This window comes from Pseudomonas sp. CFII68 (assembly GCF_000416195.1).
In the GTDB taxonomy this organism is placed as follows: Bacteria; Pseudomonadota; Gammaproteobacteria; order Pseudomonadales; family Pseudomonadaceae; genus Aquipseudomonas; species Aquipseudomonas kilonensis.
This window is the reverse complement of the sequence record NZ_ATLN01000080.1, coordinates 1-17,652: the sequence shown is the minus strand read 5'-3', so window position 1 is coordinate 17,652 and position 17,652 is coordinate 1. Positions and strand designations below refer to the sequence as shown.

Annotated in this window: 19 protein-coding genes and 1 pseudogene; 11 read left to right on the top strand and 9 right to left on the bottom strand. The window is 60.7% G+C overall.

The annotated features are described in order from the left end of the window. Positions 1-70 precede the first annotated feature (70 nt). Positions 71-1,150: a tRNA (uridine(54)-C5)-methyltransferase TrmA gene (gene trmA, locus CFII68_RS14370; protein WP_018606771.1), complete on the bottom strand. Its 1,080-nt coding sequence runs from the start codon at positions 1,148-1,150 to the stop codon at positions 71-73. Next, positions 1,147-2,442, bottom strand: coding sequence for an NCS2 family permease (locus tag CFII68_RS14375; protein WP_018606769.1), 1,296 nt, complete (start codon positions 2,440-2,442; stop codon positions 1,147-1,149). Before CFII68_RS14375 ends, trmA begins: the two co-directional genes overlap by 4 nt. 204 nt (positions 2,443-2,646) lie before the next feature. Between CFII68_RS14375 and CFII68_RS14380 the strand changes: the two genes are divergently transcribed. Continuing rightward, the gene (locus CFII68_RS14380; RefSeq protein WP_003205802.1) at positions 2,647-3,102 is read left to right on the top strand and encodes a DUF4879 domain-containing protein; all 456 of its coding nucleotides are present in this window, start codon (positions 2,647-2,649) and stop codon (positions 3,100-3,102) included. Positions 3,103-3,252: 150 nt separating this feature from the next. Beyond that, positions 3,253-3,819: a DJ-1 family glyoxalase III gene (locus tag CFII68_RS14385; RefSeq protein ID WP_014340316.1), complete on the top strand. Its 567-nt coding sequence runs from the start codon at positions 3,253-3,255 to the stop codon at positions 3,817-3,819. 6 nt (positions 3,820-3,825) lie between these two features. Here CFII68_RS14385 and CFII68_RS14390 read toward each other — a convergent pair whose 3' ends face one another. Together CFII68_RS14390 and CFII68_RS14395 are read right to left on the bottom strand one after the other, a co-directional pair. Beyond that, on the bottom strand, positions 3,826-4,113 hold the full coding sequence (locus tag CFII68_RS14390) for a HigA family addiction module antitoxin (protein ID WP_018606762.1): 288 nt from the start codon (positions 4,111-4,113) through the stop codon (positions 3,826-3,828). A gap of 15 nt (positions 4,114-4,128) precedes the next feature. Beyond that, positions 4,129-4,407, bottom strand: coding sequence for a type II toxin-antitoxin system RelE/ParE family toxin (locus CFII68_RS14395; protein ID WP_024618210.1), 279 nt, complete (start codon positions 4,405-4,407; stop codon positions 4,129-4,131). A 90-nt stretch (positions 4,408-4,497) separates the two neighbouring features. Here CFII68_RS14395 and CFII68_RS14400 point away from each other — a divergent pair. Beyond that, positions 4,498-4,677, top strand: a pseudogene (locus tag CFII68_RS14400) (hypothetical protein); the annotation flags it as partial. On the opposite strand, the gene CFII68_RS14405 reads toward CFII68_RS14400, so the two are convergent. Continuing rightward, complete coding sequence (locus CFII68_RS14405) at positions 4,674-5,912, bottom strand: MFS transporter (protein ID WP_018606757.1); 1,239 nt, start codon at positions 5,910-5,912, stop codon at positions 4,674-4,676. The pseudogene CFII68_RS14400 and the gene CFII68_RS14405 sit on opposite strands and share 4 nt — an antisense overlap. 548 nt (positions 5,913-6,460) lie before the next feature. On the opposite strand from CFII68_RS14405, the gene CFII68_RS14410 reads away from it, so the two are divergent. The 3 genes from CFII68_RS14410 to CFII68_RS26755 are packed head-to-tail and all read left to right on the top strand — an operon-like array spanning position 6,461 to position 9,084. Further along, complete coding sequence (locus CFII68_RS14410) at positions 6,461-7,897, top strand: cytochrome ubiquinol oxidase subunit I (protein WP_018606755.1); 1,437 nt, start codon at positions 6,461-6,463, stop codon at positions 7,895-7,897. A gap of 3 nt (positions 7,898-7,900) precedes the next feature. Beyond that, a complete protein-coding gene (cydB, locus tag CFII68_RS14415; RefSeq protein WP_018606753.1) occupies positions 7,901-8,908 on the top strand; it encodes a cytochrome d ubiquinol oxidase subunit II in 1,008 nt (335 codons plus the stop codon). 11 nt (positions 8,909-8,919) lie between these two features. Further along, complete coding sequence (locus CFII68_RS26755) at positions 8,920-9,084, top strand: DUF2474 domain-containing protein (protein ID WP_018606752.1); 165 nt, start codon at positions 8,920-8,922, stop codon at positions 9,082-9,084. A 98-nt stretch (positions 9,085-9,182) separates the two neighbouring features. Here the strand turns inward: CFII68_RS26755 and CFII68_RS14420 are convergent, their stop codons facing one another. Then, entirely contained in the window at positions 9,183-10,322 is a 1,140-nt protein-coding gene (locus CFII68_RS14420; RefSeq protein WP_018606750.1) for a methyltransferase, read from the bottom strand. A gap of 186 nt (positions 10,323-10,508) precedes the next feature. Continuing rightward, the gene (locus CFII68_RS14425) at positions 10,509-11,222 is read right to left on the bottom strand and encodes an autoinducer binding domain-containing protein (protein WP_018606748.1); all 714 of its coding nucleotides are present in this window, start codon (positions 11,220-11,222) and stop codon (positions 10,509-10,511) included. 280 nt (positions 11,223-11,502) lie between these two features. On the opposite strand from CFII68_RS14425, the gene CFII68_RS14430 reads away from it, so the two are divergent. Next, positions 11,503-12,279 carry a ferredoxin--NADP reductase gene (locus CFII68_RS14430; protein WP_018606747.1) on the top strand — a complete coding sequence of 259 codons (777 nt, stop codon included), beginning with the start codon at positions 11,503-11,505 and terminating at the stop codon, positions 12,277-12,279. Between the two features lie 55 nt (positions 12,280-12,334). On the opposite strand, the gene mscL is transcribed toward CFII68_RS14430, so the two are convergent. Further along, a complete protein-coding gene (gene mscL / locus CFII68_RS14435; protein ID WP_018606745.1) occupies positions 12,335-12,748 on the bottom strand; it encodes a large-conductance mechanosensitive channel protein MscL in 414 nt (137 codons plus the stop codon). Between the two features lie 282 nt (positions 12,749-13,030). On the opposite strand from mscL, the gene katB reads away from it, so the two are divergent. From katB to radA, 3 genes are all read left to right on the top strand, one after another. After that, the gene (gene katB / locus CFII68_RS14440; RefSeq protein ID WP_018606743.1) at positions 13,031-14,572 is read left to right on the top strand and encodes a catalase KatB; all 1,542 of its coding nucleotides are present in this window, start codon (positions 13,031-13,033) and stop codon (positions 14,570-14,572) included. A gap of 152 nt (positions 14,573-14,724) precedes the next feature. Then, positions 14,725-15,273 (top strand): ankyrin repeat domain-containing protein, encoded by a 549-nt coding sequence (locus CFII68_RS14445; RefSeq protein WP_033062625.1) that lies wholly within the window; start codon positions 14,725-14,727, stop codon positions 15,271-15,273. Between the two features lie 42 nt (positions 15,274-15,315). Further along, entirely contained in the window at positions 15,316-16,683 is a 1,368-nt protein-coding gene (radA, locus tag CFII68_RS14450) for a DNA repair protein RadA (protein ID WP_018606739.1), read from the top strand. Between the two features lie 141 nt (positions 16,684-16,824). Here the strand turns inward: radA and CFII68_RS14455 are convergent, their stop codons facing one another. Further along, positions 16,825-17,181, bottom strand: a complete 357-nt coding sequence (locus tag CFII68_RS14455; RefSeq protein ID WP_018606737.1) for a PilZ domain-containing protein — start codon at positions 17,179-17,181, stop codon at positions 16,825-16,827. A 158-nt stretch (positions 17,182-17,339) separates the two neighbouring features. Here CFII68_RS14455 and CFII68_RS14460 point away from each other — a divergent pair. Then, positions 17,340-17,652: carbon starvation CstA family protein (locus tag CFII68_RS14460; protein ID WP_018606735.1), on the top strand; the 313-nt coding region annotated here is incomplete at its 3' end.

Sequence of the window (17,652 nt, the reverse complement as noted above, 5' to 3'; positions counted from 1 at the left end):
TGTATCGCGGGCAAGCCTTGCTCCCACAGAGCTTTGCCCAGTCCAGCCCAGTGGGAGGTCGCCCCAGCGTTTAACGCCGAGTCAACAACACCCCAGACTCCATGTGATGGGTCCAGGGAAATTGATCGAACAACGCGCAGCGCGTGATGCGGTGGGTGTCGTTCAGTTGCGCGATATTCGCGGCGAGGGTGTCCGGGTTGCAGGAGATGTACAGGATGTTGTCGAAGCGCCGGGTCAGCTCGCAGGTGTCCGGGTCCATGCCGGCACGAGGCGGATCGACGAAGACACTGCCGAATTCGTAGCTTTTCAGGTCAATACCATGCAAGCGACGGAACGGCCGGACTTCGTTCAGGGCTTCGGTCAGCTCTTCAGCGGACAGGCGCACCAGCGTGACGTTATCCACCGCGTTTTCGCTGAGGTTGCTCAGCGCGGCGTTCACCGAGGTCTTGCTGATTTCGGTGGCCAGCACTTTGCGCACGCGGGTGGCCAGGGGCAGGGTGAAGTTGCCGTTGCCGCAGTACAACTCCAGCAGATCGTCGCTGCGATCGCCCAGCGCGTCATAGGCCCAGTTGAGCATCTTCTGGTTCACCGTGCCGTTGGGCTGGGTGAAGGCGCCTTCGGGTTGGCGATAGCTGAAGGTGCGACCGCCCACTTCGAGCTTCTCTACCACGTAGTCGTGGCCGATCACTTCGCGCTTGCCCTTGGAGCGGCCAATGATGCTCACGCCCAGGTCTGCCGCCAGCTTCGAGGCGGCAGCGTGCCAGTGCTCGTCCAGCGGGCGGTGATAACACAGGGTGATCATCGCGTCACCCGCCAGGGTAGTCAGGAACTCCACCTGGAACAGCTTGTGGCTCAGGGGCGCGCTGGCTTGCCAGGCGGCCTTGAGTTGCGGCATCAACTGGTTGATGCGCAGGCTGGCGATGGGAAACTCTTCAATGAGGATCGGTGTGCGCTTGTCGTCCTGGGAGAACATTGCGTAATGCCGTTCGCCGGCCTCGCGCCAGAGACGGAATTCGGCGCGCAGGCGGAAGTGCTTCAGGGGCGAATCGAACACCGCAGGTTCTGGTGCCTCGAATGGCGCCAACAGGTCACGCAAGCGGGTGACTTTGTCCTGGAGCTGAGCGGCGTAGGCCTGGGAATCAAAAGTCATGCGTTGTACCAACCCAACTTGATCACGAACAGGATCGACAGAATGACCAGCGCCGGGTTCAACTCACGGCCACGGCCCGAGACCAGTTTGATGGCGGTCCAGGCGATGAAACCGAAAGCGATGCCGTTGGCGATGGAATAGGTGAACGGCATTGCCAGGGCGGTCACCACCACGGGCGCGGCGACGGTGATGTCGTCCCAGTCGATCTCCGCCAGGCCCGAGGTCATCAGTACGGCGACGAACAACAGGGCTGGGGCGGTGGCGAAGGGCGGGACGCTGGCGGCCAGTGGCGAGAAGAACAGCGCCAGCAGGAACAGGATTGCCACGACGACGGCGGTCAGGCCGGTGCGGCCGCCGGCGCTGACGCCCGCCGCCGATTCGATGTAGCTGGTGGTGGTGGAGGTGCCCAGCAGCGAACCGGCCATGGCGGCGGTGCTGTCGGCGATCAGCGCACGGCCCATCTTCGGCATGTGGCCGTCCTTGCCCATCAGCCCGGCGCGCTTGGCGACGCCGATCAGGGTGCCGGAGTTGTCGAACAGGTCGACGAACAGGAAGGCGAAGATCACGCTCACCAGGCCGATGTCCAGGGCGCCCTTGATGTCCAGTTGCAGGAAGGTCGGGGCCAGGGACGGTGGCGTGGAGATGACGCCGTTGAACGGGGTGAAGCCCATCAGGATCGAAACGATGGTGACCGCCAGGATGCCGATCAGCACCGCGCCGCGTACTTTCAAGGCTTCGAGGGCGACGATCAGGACAAAGCCGAGGGTCGCAAGGATCGGCGCCGGTTGTTTCAAGTCGCCGAGGCCGACCATGGTCGCCGGGTTTTTCACCACGATGCCGGCGTTGTTCAGGGCGATCAGCGCCAGGAACAGGCCGATGCCGGCGGCAATCGCCGAGCGCAGCGGCAGCGGGATGCTGTTGATGATCCATTCGCGGATACGAAAGATCGACAATATGAAGAACAGTACGGCGGAGATGAACACTGCACCCAGCGCCACTTGCCAGGTGTGGCCCATGTGCAGGACCACGGTGTAGGTAAAGAAGGCATTCAGGCCCATGCCCGGGGCGAGGGCGATCGGATAGTTGGCGATCAGGCCCATGACCGTGGAGCCAATGGCCGCTGCCAGGCAGGTGGCGACGAACACCGCGCCCTTGTCCATGCCGGTTTCGCCGAGGATGCTCGGGTTGACGAACAGAATGTAGGCCATCGCCAGGAACGTTGTGACGCCCGCCAGGATCTCGGTCCGCACGTTGGTGTTGTGTGCCTTGAGTTGAAACAGCCTTTCCAGCATGTCTGCTCCCCGTGGCGCGCCCGGCGCCGTGAATGTATCGACCTCAACAGCAAAGCACAGGTCGCCAGCGGCGCCCGGGAATTTTCTGCGGGTCGGAAAAAGCCGCGCATCATACCAGCAGCGTAGCGTTGTGGCTGCGATCGTCGTCGATGTTTTGCCAACGCGCCAAGTGGGCCATACTGCGCGCGGTTCCGGGAGGTCTCTATGTATTGCATGAATAAAAAGCTGCTGGCGGCGGTGGGTTGCATGCTGGGCTGGTGGTTGTCCGGCCAGGCCGCCAATGCCGCGTCGGCACCGCCCTTGAGCGAGGTCAAGGTGCTCAAGGTCGAGTCGCCGGCCTGTGGCTTCGAGGACATCGTCCCGGGGCAGGCGCAGACGCGTTGCGACCACAGTGGCCCGAATATCAAGGTCTACGTGCTGGAGGTCGGTTATGGCCGCCAGCCCCATGTCACCCTGGACGGCTTTGAAGTCGACGGCACCCGCTCGCCCGTGTGTGCGTACAGTAACGGCAACCTTAACGACTGCTCCGTGCGGACCAAGGTCGTTGGCTATGTGTACATCTTTGACCTGAAGGGCAAGCAAGAGGGCACCTTCAGCTTCAGCAACATCTCGATCAACGCACCGGGCAACCGGATGTCGACCCAGCTGTACATCAAATAACCGCTGTCCCATGTAGGGGCTGTGTAGGAGCTGTCGAGCGAAGCGAGGCTGCGATCTTTTTCCAGGCGCTTGAATCTCAAGCGCCTATCAAAAGATCGCAGCCTTCGGCAGCTCCTACACTACAGGTATCAGCCAGTGGAGAGAGCGCCCATGATTCCAGGAACCAAGATCCCCCGAGCCCTGATAGTCGTCGCCGAGGGTGTCGACGACTTGCAGACGGTCACCCTGATCGATGTGCTGCGTCGAGCGCAGATCGAAACCGTGGTGGCGAGCATCGAAGGGCGACGGATGCTCACCTGCGCCCGCGGCACGCGCCTGACGGCCGATGGCATGCTGGTGGACGTGCTCGTGCAGGACTTCGACCTGGTCGTCCTGCCGGGCGGCATCATCGGCGCCCAACACTTGGCGGCCCATCAGCCGCTGCAACAACTGATCAAGGGCCAGGCCGCCACCGGACGGTTTTTCGCCGCCATCGCCGAAGCCCCGGCCCTGGCGCTACAGGCCTTTGGCGTCCTGCGCCAACGGCGCATGACCTGCCTGCCCGCCGTCAGCCAGCAGTTGTCCGGGTGCAGCTTCGTCGATCAACCCGTGGTGGTGGATGGCAACTGCATCACCGCCCAGGGTTCGGCCGCCGCCCTGGCGTTTGCCTTGACGCTGGTGGAACAACTCAGTGGCAAGGGCGTGAGGAGTGTGGTGGCGGCGGAGTTGCTGGCCTGACGGACATCAAGCGTGTTGTGGGAACGGCTCGATCACAGGCTGCACGCGCTGCTCGGCTTGCCACAAATCGTAATCGGTCTGGACGCCCAGCCAGACCCTGGCCTTGCCGATCCCGGCACGCTCCAGGCGCACGGCCAGATCGGGGCTGATGGGCGCATGACCATGCAATACCCGGGAGAGATGAGGCCGGGCGAAGCCCAGGTGTCGCGCCAGTTCGGTGACCGTGATGCCCAGCTCGGGCAACACGTCCAGCCGCAAGGTTTCGCCAGGGTGTGGCGGATTGTGCATGGGCATGTTCCAGCCTCCTGATCAGTGGTAGTCCAGATAATCGACCAGTTCGATATCGGACCCGATGAAACGAAAAATAACCCGCCAGTTCCCCGAAACCCCCAGCGACCAGTATCCATCCAGCTCACCCTTGAGCGGATGCAATCGCCATCCGGGAATATCCAAGTCGTTGGCGACCTGCGCCCTGTCCATGAACTGGAGCATGCGGGCCAGGCGTTTCCCGTGGTCCGCCCGGATACCACGGGTCGACCCCGTCTCATAAAAGAGCCTGAGGCCTTTGTGCTGGAAGGATTTAATCATGGAATCGAGTGTAAGGCGATACATTACACTCGGTGCGGTACATAGATACCGCACATGCCAGGAAAATCTGTGTCTCTTGCGGTTGCCACTGCTGAGCCGGACGAAAAGCGCCAGGCCTACGCCACCGCCACCCACTCGGCGGTGTTCGTCGAGGTATTGGTAGATGAAGACTTGGGTCCCGTGAAGGTCAATCGGGTGGCCAACGCGATCTATCACGCCACCGGCAAACGGGTGCGGGATTTCCCGATCACCCTCGACAAGCTGCTCTAGGCTTTTGCTTCATCCACCGGTTCGTGCATCCGGTCACGGTTGGCCAGGGTCGGGAACAGTTTGATCCAGGTTCCGGTGACCAGCAGCGTGCCGACGCCGCCCATGACCACCGCCGGCACGGTGCCGAACCAGTGGGCGGTGAGGCCGGACTCGAACTCGCCCAACTGGTTCGAGGCACCGATGAACAACCCGTTCACCGCGCTGACCCGGCCGCGCATTTCATCCGGTGTTTCCAGTTGTACGAAGGAGGCACGGATCACCATGCTGATCATGTCCGCCGCGCCCAGCACCACCAGCACCGCCAGGGAAAACCAGAACGAAGTGGAGAGGCCGAATGCAATGGTGGCGACGCCGAACACGCCCACCGCCGTGAACATCACCCGGCCGACCTTGCGCTCCACGGCAAACCGCGCCAGCCACAGCGACATCAGCAAGGCCCCGACCGCCGGTGCCGAGCGCAACAGGCCCAGGCCCCAGGGGCCGGTGAGCAGGATGTCCTTGGCGAACACCGGCAGCAGCGCCGTCGCGCCGCCGAGCAACACCGCGAACAGGTCCAGGGAGATCGCCCCGAGAATGTCCGGGCGACTGCGAATGAAGCGAATCCCGGCGAGCAACGAATCCAGCGTCGCCTTGCCTTTGTTCAGCGGCGTCTGCCGGGCGGGCAGGTTGAGCATCAGGCCGCAGGCGATGAGGTAAAGCAGCACCGTCGGCCCGTAGACCCAGACACTGCCAAAGGCGTAGAGCAAGCCGCCGAGCGCCGGGGCGACGATGGTGGCCGACTGCTGGGCTGATTGCGCGGCGGCCACGGCACGGGGAAACAGCGCAGCCGGCACGATGCTCGGTAGCAGCGCCTGGGTGGTGGGCATTTCGAAGGAGCGGGCGGCGCCCAGCAGGAAGGCGAGGATGAAGATCATTTCCCGCGTGACATTCTCGGTGGCGCTGCCGATCACCAGCGCCAGGGCAATCATCGCCTGCAATGACTGGCAGATGGCCGCCACCTTGCGCCGGTCATAGCGGTCGGCCACATGCCCGGTGTGGAGCATGAACAGCACGCGCGGGGCAAACTCCACCAACCCCACCAGGCCAAGGTCCAGGACGTTGCCGGTCAGTTGATAGAGGTTCCAGCCGATGGCCACGGTGAGCATCTGGAAGCCGCTGGCGGTGAATATCCGGGCCAGCCAGAAGGCGATGAAGGGACGGTGGTGACGGAGCAGCAGCGGCGCTTGGCTGGGCATCTATGACGGGTCCGGTGATGAAGGCATCGAGATTATCACCGAGCTGTAACTGGAAGTTGCGGTGGCTGGAAAAATAGTTAGCCAAGCATCGATCTTCCACATCGCACCGTTTTTTTGTGGCGAGGGGATTTATCCCTTTGTGGGAGCAAGGCTTGCCCGCGATGGACGCGACTCGATTTCAGAAAGACCGCATTGCCTGTATCGCGGGCAAGCCTTGCTCCCACACAGCCTGCTCCCACACAGCCTGCTCCCACACAGCCTTGCTCCCGCACAGCCTTGCTCCCACACATCCCTTCGCCTCAGCCAGCCCTGAGACAACCTGTCACGCGACAAACGACCACGCCGTTCATCGACGAGAATGCGGCTACTCTTTGAACATTGCTTGATCCAGGTCAATACCTCTCGAGGCGTTGGGCTGGTGGCCATCCGGCCAGAGTCCTGCGTTGTGACGGTTATAAAAAGAACGATTTGAAAAGCATCGCACTCCATATCCTGGAGGCTGGTGCAAGCCCCGCCCGCAGCCGGTTTTACCTGACAGAGGAAGACTTATGTTCGGTTTGGAGGCGCTCGATCTCGCCCGAATCCAGTTCGCGTTCACCATCTCGTTCCACATCCTGTTCCCGGCCATCACCATTGGCCTGGCGAGTTACCTGGCGGTACTCGAAGGCTTGTGGCTCAAGACCCGCGATGACACCTACCGCGACCTGTACCACTTCTGGTCGAAGATATTTGCCGTCAACTTCGGCATGGGGGTGGTGTCCGGGTTGGTCATGGCCTATCAGTTCGGGACCAACTGGAGTCGTTTCTCGGACTTCGCCGGTGCGGTGACCGGGCCGTTGCTGACCTACGAGGTGCTCACGGCGTTCTTCCTCGAGGCGGGTTTCCTGGGCGTGATGCTGTTCGGCTGGAATCGCGTCGGCCGCGGGCTGCATTTCTTTTCCACGGTCATGGTGGCGATCGGCACCCTGATCTCGACCTTCTGGATCCTGTCCTCCAACAGTTGGATGCAAACCCCCCAGGGTTACGAAATCATTGATGGCCGGGTGATCCCGGTGGATTGGCTGGCGGTGGTGTTCAACCCCTCCTTCCCTTATCGATTGCTGCACATGTCCACCGCAGCGTTCGTCGCCACGGCGTTCTTCGTCGGCTCGTCGGCGGCCTGGCATTTGCTGCGCGGCCGTGACAACCCGGCCATTCGCCGGATGCTGTCGATGGCGATGTGGATGGCCTTGCTGGTGGCGCCGATACAGGCGGTCATCGGCGACTTCCATGGCCTGAACACCCTCAAGCATCAACCGGCGAAAATCGCCGCCATCGAAGGCCACTGGGAAAACGTCGGCAATGAACCGACCCCGCTGATCCTGTTCGGCTGGCCCGACATGAAGGCGGAAAAAACCAAATACGCCGTGGAAATTCCTTACCTGGGAAGCTTGATCCTGACCCACAGCCTGGACAAGCAGGTGCCGGCCCTCAAGGAGTTCCCGCCTGAGGACCGACCGAACTCGACCATCGTGTTCTGGTCGTTCCGGGTCATGGTCGGCCTTGGGCTGCTGATGATTTTCACCGGCCTGTGCAGCCTGTGGCTGCGCCGCAACGATCGGATCTATCAATCCCGGCCGTTCCTCTACATGGTGCTGTGGATGGGGCCGTCCGGGCTGATCGCGATCCTGGCTGGCTGGTTTACCACGGAGATCGGCCGCCAGCCCTGGGTGGTCTATGGCCTGATGCGCACGGCCGATGCTTCGTCCGGCCACAGCTTCGCCCAGATGAGCATCACCCTGGTGCTGTTCGTCGTGGTGTATTTCGCGCTGTTCGGTGCGGGCCTGAGCTACATGATGCGCCTGGTGCGCAAGGGGCCGGAGGCCCACGAAACCGAGCCGAGCGATGGTGGCCCGGGCCAGAAACGCACGCCGGCCCGGCCATTGTCGGCCGCCGATGACGGCGACGATGTGGACCACAACGACCGCTCGAACAAGGGGAATTGAGTCATGGGTATTGATCTTCCGCTGATCTGGGCCGTGGTCATCATCTTCGGCATCATGATGTACGTGATCATGGACGGCTTCGACCTGGGGATCGGCATTCTCTTCCCCTTCGTCAAGGGCGAGCGCGACCGCGACGTGATGATGAACACTGTGGCCCCGGTCTGGGACGGTAACGAAACCTGGCTGGTGCTGGGCGGTGCCGGGTTGTTCGGAGCGTTTCCGCTGGCCTACTCGGTGGTGCTTTCGGCGCTGTACCTGCCGTTGATCCTGATGCTCATCGGCTTGATCTTCCGCGGCGTGGCCTTCGAGTTCCGCTTCAAGGCCAAGGCTGAGAAGCGTCACCTCTGGGACAAGGCATTCATTGGCGGTTCGCTGACGGCCACCTTCTTCCAGGGTGTGGCGCTGGGGGCGTTCATCGACGGCTTCGAGGTGGTCAATCGCCAGTTCGCCGGCGGCTCCCTGGACTGGTTCACGCCATTCACGATGTTCTGTGGCCTGGCGTTGATCGCGGCCTACGCGTTGCTCGGCTGCACCTGGCTGATCATGAAGACCGAGGGCAAGTTGCAAGAGCAGATGCATGACCTGGCCCGGCCGCTGGCGTTCGTGGTGCTGGCGGTGATCGGTATTGTCAGCATCTGGACGCCGCTGGCCCATGCGGACATCGCGGCCCGCTGGTTCACCCTGCCGAACCTGTTCTGGTTCCTGCCGGTGCCGATCCTGGTGCTGGTGACGATGTACGGCTTGTTCCGCGCGGTGGCGCGCAATGCCAACTACACGCCCTTCATCCTGACCCTGGTGCTGATCTTCCTCGGCTACAGCGGCTTGGGCATCAGCCTGTGGCCGAACATCGTGCCGCCGTCCATCTCGATCTGGGACGCCTCGTCACCGCCCCAGAGCCAGGGTTTCATGCTGGTCGGCACGCTGTTCATCATTCCGTTGATCCTGGTGTACACCTTCTGGAGCTACTACGTGTTCCGCGGCAAGGTGACCCACGACGATGGTTACCATTGAGGGCGTCGAGCATGGCCAAACCTGACTTGAAAGACATCGAGGCTGCCGAACGCAAGCCTCTCTGGCAGCGACTCGGCTGGCTGGTGACGATCTGGACCGGCAGTGTGCTGGCGCTGTTCATCGTCGCCAGCCTGATGCGGATGTTCATGAATGCCGCGGGCCTGACCACTCACTGATGTCCCTGTGGGAGCGAGCTTGCTCGCGATGAGGACACTGCGGTCTCGCAGGAGCCGAGGTGCTTGCATCGCGAGCCAGCTTTGCTCCCACAGACGATTTATTTGCGGGCTTTGAGGATCACGAATTTCGGCGTGGCGGCCACTTGCTCGACACCGCGGAACAACCGCGTCAGTTTGCTGTGGTAACCCAGGTGCCGGTTGCCGACGATGTACAGCGCGCCGCCCACCACCAGCGCTTCGCGAGCCTGCTGGAACATCCGCCAGGCGAGGAAATCGCCCACCACTTGCTGCTGGTGGAAGGGTGGATTGCACAGCACCACATCCAGTGACTGCGCCTCTTGTCCGGCCAGGCCATCACCGGCCCGCAGGGTCACTTCGCGTTCGCCCAGGGCTGCACGCCAATTCTCGGCGGCCGATTGCACGGCCATGTACGACTCGTCCACCAGGGTGTAATGGGCCTCGGGGTTTTGCAGGGCGCTGGCGATGGCCAGCACGCCGTTGCCGCACCCCAGGTCCGCGACCCGGGCCGTCCCGAGGTTTTTCGGCAGATGTGGCAGGAACGCACGGGTGCCGATGTCCAGGCCTTCGCGGCAGAACACGTTGGCGTGGTTGAGCAGCTCGATCTTTGGCTCGTCCAACCAGTAACGCGTGGGGTAGGGCGATACGATCGGCGCACTGCCTTGTGAAGAGCCGGGTTGTGGCGTGGCAATCAACAGCCGCGCTTTTTTCACCGCCAGGGAGGCCTGCACCGGGCCGATATACCGCTCCAACAAATCGCCAGCGGCCCGGGGCAGGTGCTTGATCATGGCCCCGGCAATCACCTGGGCGCCTGGCGCCAGTTGGCCTTGCAGGCGAATCAGCTGTTCCTCCAGCAAGGCCAGGGTTTTCGGTACTTTGATCAGGACGCGATCGAACGGGCCGGTCAGTGGCTCGCTGGCGGGCAGCGTCGGCACTGCATCGAAGGATCGGCCATTGCGCACCAGGTTTTTCTCCAGCGCCTGCAACGCCAGGAAGGAGTCACCGCTGCTGGTCACCAGGACGTTGTCCGCCAGACTGGCCGCCAGGGCGCCGAAGCCGTCATTGAGTACCAGGACCCGAGTCTGTGCGCTCGGCTGTTGTTCGGCCAGGTACGCGAGCAGGTACTCGTCGGCCGCATCGAAGGCTTGCAGTGGTTCGTTCTGCTGTTCGGGTTGGCGGATCAGGTCGAGTTGGGCGAAGGGGCTGTCGAGCAGGGGCATGGCTGGGGACTCTGGAGATCAACGAATGTCCCGCTGCCTGGAGGTAGGTGTCTGTGCGTGCGGGACCTCCTGAATGAACGGCGTCGCGTGCAAGAAGCGGCATCATCCAAGTGGAACCGTAAATGGTACGTTTTTTTGTTGCACATTACTCGTGGGTTTTTCAGCTCGACAGTGTCGTGCCACGGGTCAGATCACATGGATCTGGGCGGCTTTAGCCACCGCTGAAATCTTATTGCTGACGTTCAGTTTTCGCATGCAACTGCACACATGGAAATTCACGGTTCGTTCGGAAAGACAAAGGATCCTGCCCACTTCCGACGCCGTCTTGCCTTCGGCTGACCACCTCAATACTTCGATCTCTCTGGGTGACAAGTGACATTTTGGCTGGACTGCGAGGGCGTCCGCCAGTTTTTTGCTGGCAAGCGCATGCAGCTTTTGACTGGCGAAGATGGCGTAGCCGAGATTTGCATAGTGCTCCTCGATATCGATGGGACAGTGGGTTCGTGCAAGGCTGAACAGGCTGGACTGTGCCCCTTGTTCGTCATGAACGGCCTGGGTCCAGCCGTACTTGAGTCCTTGTCGATTAAGTTCTCGCCATAACTTAGGGGCCTGAGCGAAAACATTCTCATCCCACATGATCGGAAGTGGTGATTGATTGCAATGTGCTACTAGTGGGTCGTTCGATGCGTAACCGTTTTGTTCATAAAGCCGATCCCATCCATAAGGGTAATTATTCAGGTTCACCTTACTGGTGTGTTTGTTGGGACTTCCGAGATAGGTTGCAAATGCACAGTATTCAAATCCTTGATTGTTAAAGAAATTCACTACCAGACGATAGGCCGTCTGCAGGTCTTTTTCACAGGATAACTTCCTCAGCAACAAGTCCTTCCACCTGTCCATCGCTTTCTCCTGGGTTTGATTCGTCCATGCGGATCCAATCCCTGATGCGAATTTTTAGTGTAGGACTTTTCCTAACTTGTAGTGAGATTTTTTTAACTAGCTTACAAAATTGTAATGCATTAGTTCTGTAGATTGATTTCTTTTACAGTGTTCTAACTTTGTACAGTTTTGGTAAAGGTTTAAATGGGATGAGTGCAACTAAAGTGCTATTACTTGCCCGTCGGTGGTGAAACGGTTCACTTTGCGGGACACTGTATGTCTTGTCCCATAGGAGTGGCTCATGACCGACAGCGCAGAGAAGTTCACCCGCCAAACCCTGCTCGATGTCCAGCCGTTGACGCCTCATCTGTTTACGTTGCGCACGACCCGGGATCGCGGCTTTCGCTTTCGGGCGGGTCAGTTTGCCCGGCTGGGGGTCGTCAAGGCGGACGGAACCACCGTCTGGCGGGCGTATTCCATGGTGTCTTCGCCGTTCGACGAGTTCCTCGAATTCTTTTCCATCGTGGTTCCCGATGGCGAGTTCACCAGTGAGCTCAGCCGTCTGCAGCCGGGTGACGCACTGTTGGTGGATCGCCAGGCTTTCGGCTACCTGACGCTGGATCGCTTTGTCGATGGTCGGGATTTGTGGCTGCTGTCTACCGGAACGGGTGTGGCGCCGTTTCTTTCGATCCTCCAGGATTTTGAGGTCTGGGAAAAATTCGAGCGGATCATCCTGGTCTACAGCGTGCGCGAGGCGCAGGAGCTGGCGTATCAGGCGCTGATCAAGGAACTGCCCCAGCGCGACTACCTGGCCGAGTACGCCCACAAGTTTCGTTTCATTGCGAGCGTCACCCGTGAGCAACATCCGGGGGCGCTCAGTGGGCGGATCACCACGCTGATCGAAAATGGCGAGCTGGAGCGGGCGGCCGGCGTAGCGCTGACGCCGGAGCATTCGCGAGTGATGCTGTGCGGCAATCCGCAAATGATCGATGACACACGCAAGTTGCTCAAGGCCAGGGGGCTGCAACTGAGCCTGACTCGTCGGCCGGGCCAGGTGGCGGTGGAAAACTACTGGTAGGTTGTGGCGAGGGGATAAATCCCCTCGCCACAGGAGGGGTCAGTGACTGACTGCCTCAGGGCCGCTCGTTCTGGGTCTTGAGCAGGTCGCGAATTTCGGTGAGCAGCAGTTCTTCCTTGGTCGGAACCGGTGGGGCGCTAGGAGCCACGGCTTCTTCACGCTTGAGGCGGTTGATGGCCTTGACGCCCATGAAAATGGCGAACGCCACGATGATGAAGTCGATGGTGCTCTGGATGAATTTACCGTAGGCCAGCATAACGGCAGGCGCCTCACCCTGGGCGGCCTTGAGGGTGATGGCCAGGTCACTGAAGTCCACTCCACCAATCAGCAGGCCGATCGGAGGCATGACCACGTCGCCAACGAATGACGAAACGATTTTGCCGAAAGCGGCACCGATGATGATCCCGACGGCCATGTCGACGACATTGCCTTTGACCGCGAAGGCCTTGAACTCGCTTAGCACGCCCATGAGTTATTCCTTGTGACAGATTAAAGATGAGTGGCAGTGTAAGTCAGCCCGACGAGTCTTGCTCGAAACGCCTGCTTACAAAGCTTCAATTATCGACCCGGTCCCGGGTGAAAAGTTTTCAAAGTGCCATCAATCGCGCGTGATACGCGGTTTCAGCCTGGTGCCCCACAACGTTTTTTCTATCGACACGGTACGGCATTTCTATTTAGGTTTTCCTTTTCCGAGCACTAGCCTCTGGATGGCGCACATGGATGCGCTCTATAACATCAGAGGAACACGCCTATGAACACTTCCCTTGGCCACGGGGCTTATTCCCATCGCCGCGCTTTTTTTGTGCTGACCGCGAGCCTTTTGTCCTTGTCTGTCAACGCGGCCACCCTGACCCGGGACAACGGTGCGGCTGTCGGCGACAACCAGAACTCGCAAACGGCTGGCCCCAACGGCCCGACCCTGCTGCAAGACGTGCAGTTGATCCAGAAGCTCCAGCGTTTTGACCGTGAACGTATCCCCGAGCGCGTGGTGCATGCCCGTGGGACCAGCGCCCATGGCACATTCACCGTTTCCGACGACCTCAGCGACCTGACCAAGGCCAAGGTCTTTGCCGCAGGCCAGGTCACGCCGGTGTTCGTGCGTTTTTCTGCCGTGGTGCACGGCAATCATTCGCCGGAAACCCTGCGCGATCCCCGTGGTTTCGCCACGAAGTTCTACACCGCCGACGGTAATTGGGACTTGGTGGGTAACAACTTCCCGACCTTCTTCATCCGCGATGCCATCAAGTTTCCGGACATGGTCCACGCCTTCAAACCCGACCCGCGGACCAACCTGGACGATGATTCACGCCGCTTCGATTTCTTCTCCCATGTTCCAGAATCGACCCGCACCCTGACCGAGTTGTATTCCAACTCCGGGACACCGGCCAGTTACCGCGAAATGGACGGCAATGGTGTACATGCCTACAAGTTGGTTAATGCCAAGGGTGAAGTTCACTACGTGAAGTTTCATTGGAAAAGTTTGCAGGGCTTGAAAAATCTCGATCCGAAAGAAGTTGTGAAAGTTCAGGGTCAAGATTACAGCCATATGACAAATGATCTGGTGACTCATATTAATAAGGGCGACTTCCCGAAGTGGGACTTGTACGTCCAGGTACTGAACCCACAGGACCTTGCCAAGTTTGACTTCGACCCACTCGACGCGACCAAGATCTGGCCGGGCGTGCCTGAGCGAAAAGTCGGGAAAATGGTCTTGAACCGCAATCCGGCGAATGTCTTCCAGGAAACCGAGCAGGTGGCCATGGCGCCGGCCAATCTGGTGCCGGGTATCGAACCTTCCGAAGATCGTTTGCTCCAGGGACGAGTATTTTCCTACGCCGACACGCAGATGTATCGGATAGGCGCCAATGCCCTGCAATTACCGATCAACGCCCCCAAGGTGGCGGTGAACAACGGTAACCAGGACGGTGCGATGAACCCAGGCAGCACCAGCACCGGGGTGAATTATCAGCCGAGCCGCCTGACGCCGCGTGAAGAACCGCAAGCGGCACGCTATAGCCAGACCGCGCTGACCGGCAGTACCCAGCAGGCGAAGATCCAGCGTGAGCAGAACTTCAAGCAGGCCGGTGATTTGTATCGTTCGTTCAGCAAGAAAGAGCGTGATGACCTGATCGACAGCTTCGGCGGCTCTTTGGCGACCACCGATGACGAGAGCAAGCACATCATCCTGTCGTTCCTCTACAAGGCTGACCCTGAGTACGGCACTGGCGTGGCTCGTGTCGCCAAAGGCGACCTGGCTCGGGTCAAGGCCCTGGCGGAAAAACTGACTGACTGATCCACAGCCAGGCAGGTGCATGACCTGTGGGAGCAAAGCTTGCTCGCGAAACAGGCGCTGGGGTCTGAAACCAGACCGAGTTGTCTGCATCGCGGGCAAGCCTTGCTCCCACAACCATGCCCCCACAGTCATCTGCCAGAGGAGACGTCATGATGCGCAGATTTCTTTTATCGATGCTTGCGACCTGGTCAATGAGCGTACTGGCCGATCAGCCAATACCCACCGAACCGGCTGCGGTCCAGGAACAGTTGCAAAACTATTATTTCGACGCCGCTCGCCGCGGCGACGTGCCGATGCTCGAGACTTTTATCGAGGCCGGTTATTCGCTCAATACCCAGGATGAAAAGGGCTACACCGCGCTGATTCTGGCGGCTTATCACGGCCACGGCCCGGCGGTGGAACGGCTGCTGGCTGCAGGTGCCGATGCCTGTGCCCAGGATAAACGTGGCAACACGGCGCTGATGGGCGCCATTTTCAAGGGCGAAGTGCAGATTGCGCGGCGTTTGTTGTCCACCGATTGCAGCCCGGACCAACGCAACGGCGCCGGGCAGACCGCGGCGATGTATGCCGGCCTGTTCAAACGTGCCGAGTTGCTCGACGCCTTGAAGGCCAAGGGCGCCGATCTGCAGGCCCAGGACCCGTTGGGCAATACCGCGGTGGATCTGGCGAGGGGGGAAATCAGAATGCCGGTCCCGCGCTGACCGCTGCGTGGGCTATCATCGCGTTTTTTACCCGGAGTTCAGATGGCCAAGGCAAAGCGCATGTACGGCTGCACCGAGTGCGGCTCGACCTTTCCCAAATGGGCCGGCCAATGCAGCGAATGCGGGGCCTGGAACACCCTGACCGAAACCATGGTGGAAAGCGGCGGTGCGGCGGCGCCCACCGGTCGTACGGGTTGGGCCGGTCAGCAGGCGCAGATCAAGACCCTGGCCGAAGTCAGCGTCGAAGAAGTCCCGCGTTTTTCCACCGCATCCGGTGAACTGGACCGCGTGCTGGGCGGTGGCCTGGTGGACGGTTCGGTGGTGCTGATCGGCGGCGATCCGGGCATCGGAAAATCCACCATCCTGTTGCAAACCTTGTGCAGCCTCGCCACCCGCATGCCGGCGCTGTACGTCACAGGTGAAGAATCCCAACAGCAGGTCGCCATGCGCGCCCGGCGCCTGGGCTTGCCCCAGGACCAGTTGCGGGTCATGACCGAAACCTGCATCGAAACCATCATCGCCACGGCGCGCCTGGAAAAACCCAAGGTGATGGTGATCGACTCGATCCAGACCATTTTCACTGAACAGCTGCAATCTGCCCCGGGTGGCGTGTCCCAGGTGCGCGAAAGCGCGGCGCTGCTGGTGCGCTACGCCAAGCAGAGCGGCACGGCGATTTTCCTGGTGGGCCACGTCACCAAGGAAGGCGCGCTGGCGGGGCCGCGCGTGTTGGAGCACATGGTCGATACCGTGTTGTATTTCGAAGGCGAATCCGATGGCCGCCTGCGTTTGCTGCGGGCGGTGAAGAACCGCTTTGGTGCCGTGAACGAACTGGGTGTGTTCGGCATGACCGACAGAGGCTTGAAAGAAGTCTCAAACCCTTCGGCGATCTTTCTGACGCGTGCCCAGGAAGAAGTCCCCGGCAGTGTGGTCATGGCGACGTGGGAAGGCACCCGGCCGATGCTGGTCGAGGTGCAAGCGCTGGTGGACGACAGCCACCTGGCGAACCCGCGCCGGGTCACCCTGGGCCTGGATCAGAATCGGCTCGCCATGTTGCTGGCGGTGCTGCATCGACACGGTGGGATTCCGACTCACGACCAGGACGTGTTCCTCAACGTCGTGGGCGGGGTCAAGGTGCTGGAAACCGCGTCCGACTTGGCGTTGATGGCGGCGGTCATGTCCAGCCTGCGCAACCGGCCGCTGCCCCACGACCTGTTGGTGTTCGGCGAAGTGGGGTTGTCGGGCGAAGTGCGGCCGGTGCCCAGTGGCCAGGAGCGGCTCAAGGAAGCGGCCAAGCACGGTTTCAAACGCGCCATCGTGCCCAAGGGCAACGCGCCGAAGGAAGCCCCGCCGGGGTTGCAGATCATTGCCGTGACGCGCCTGGAACAGGCGTTGGATGCGTTGTTCGAATAGCGCTGGCAATTGCGCAAGGACTGTATGTGGGAGCAAAGCTTGCTCGCGATGCAAGCGACTCGATTTTGAAGGACCGCATCGCCGCCATCGCGGGCAAGCCTTGCTCCCACAGAATCCCCTCGTCACAAGGGACCGGGCTTTTCAGATCTGGATCAACGCCGCCAACTCCCGCTCCAACTCGTCATGGTCGCCCAGGTTCAGCTCTACCAGCCGGCGTAGGTGTGCGATGGAGTCCAGGTCAATGTGCTCGCAGGCGAAGCCCAAGTGACCATGGTCATCATGGGCCAACCGAACTTCCATTTTGATCTCAGCATCAGGGCTCAAATGAATATCAGCCATGAAGGGGCGTTCGATATCGCCAAGCCAGGGTGCGGGTTTCTTGATCAGCAACCCCTTGAGGGACAGATCCAGCAACTCTACCGGCCAGATGAAGGGGCCCTGGCTCAGCTCGGTCCTGGCATGGAAGTCAACTCGTACGAAGCGGCGACGTTCGCTCATTACGCATTCCCTCTGAAGATTCATTGACTATAGACCCTACTGAGGGAGCCTCGTCACCGTTCGGCAACCGACAGACGAATGTCGAGTATGGCCTTTGCCCGGGTTAGCGCTAAACTCCTGTGGCTATCTTTCTTGTCCACCCTGGCTGGAATATAAAAATGAAAAACAATAATAGCCTGCTGCGCCATCTACCCTGGCTACTGCTGGCCGTCGTAGGCGCGTGCGCCCTGGGCGTCGTGGCCTTGCGTCGAGGCGAGGCGATCAACGCCTTATGGATCGTCGTCGCAGCCGTGGCCATCTACCTGGTCGCCTACCGCTACTACAGCCTCTTCATCGCCAACAACGTGATGCAACTCGATGCGCGCCGGGCCACCCCCGCTGTGCTCAACAACGATGGCCTGGACTATGTCCCGACCAACAAACACATTCTGTTCGGTCATCACTTCGCGGCCATTGCCGGCGCGGGGCCGC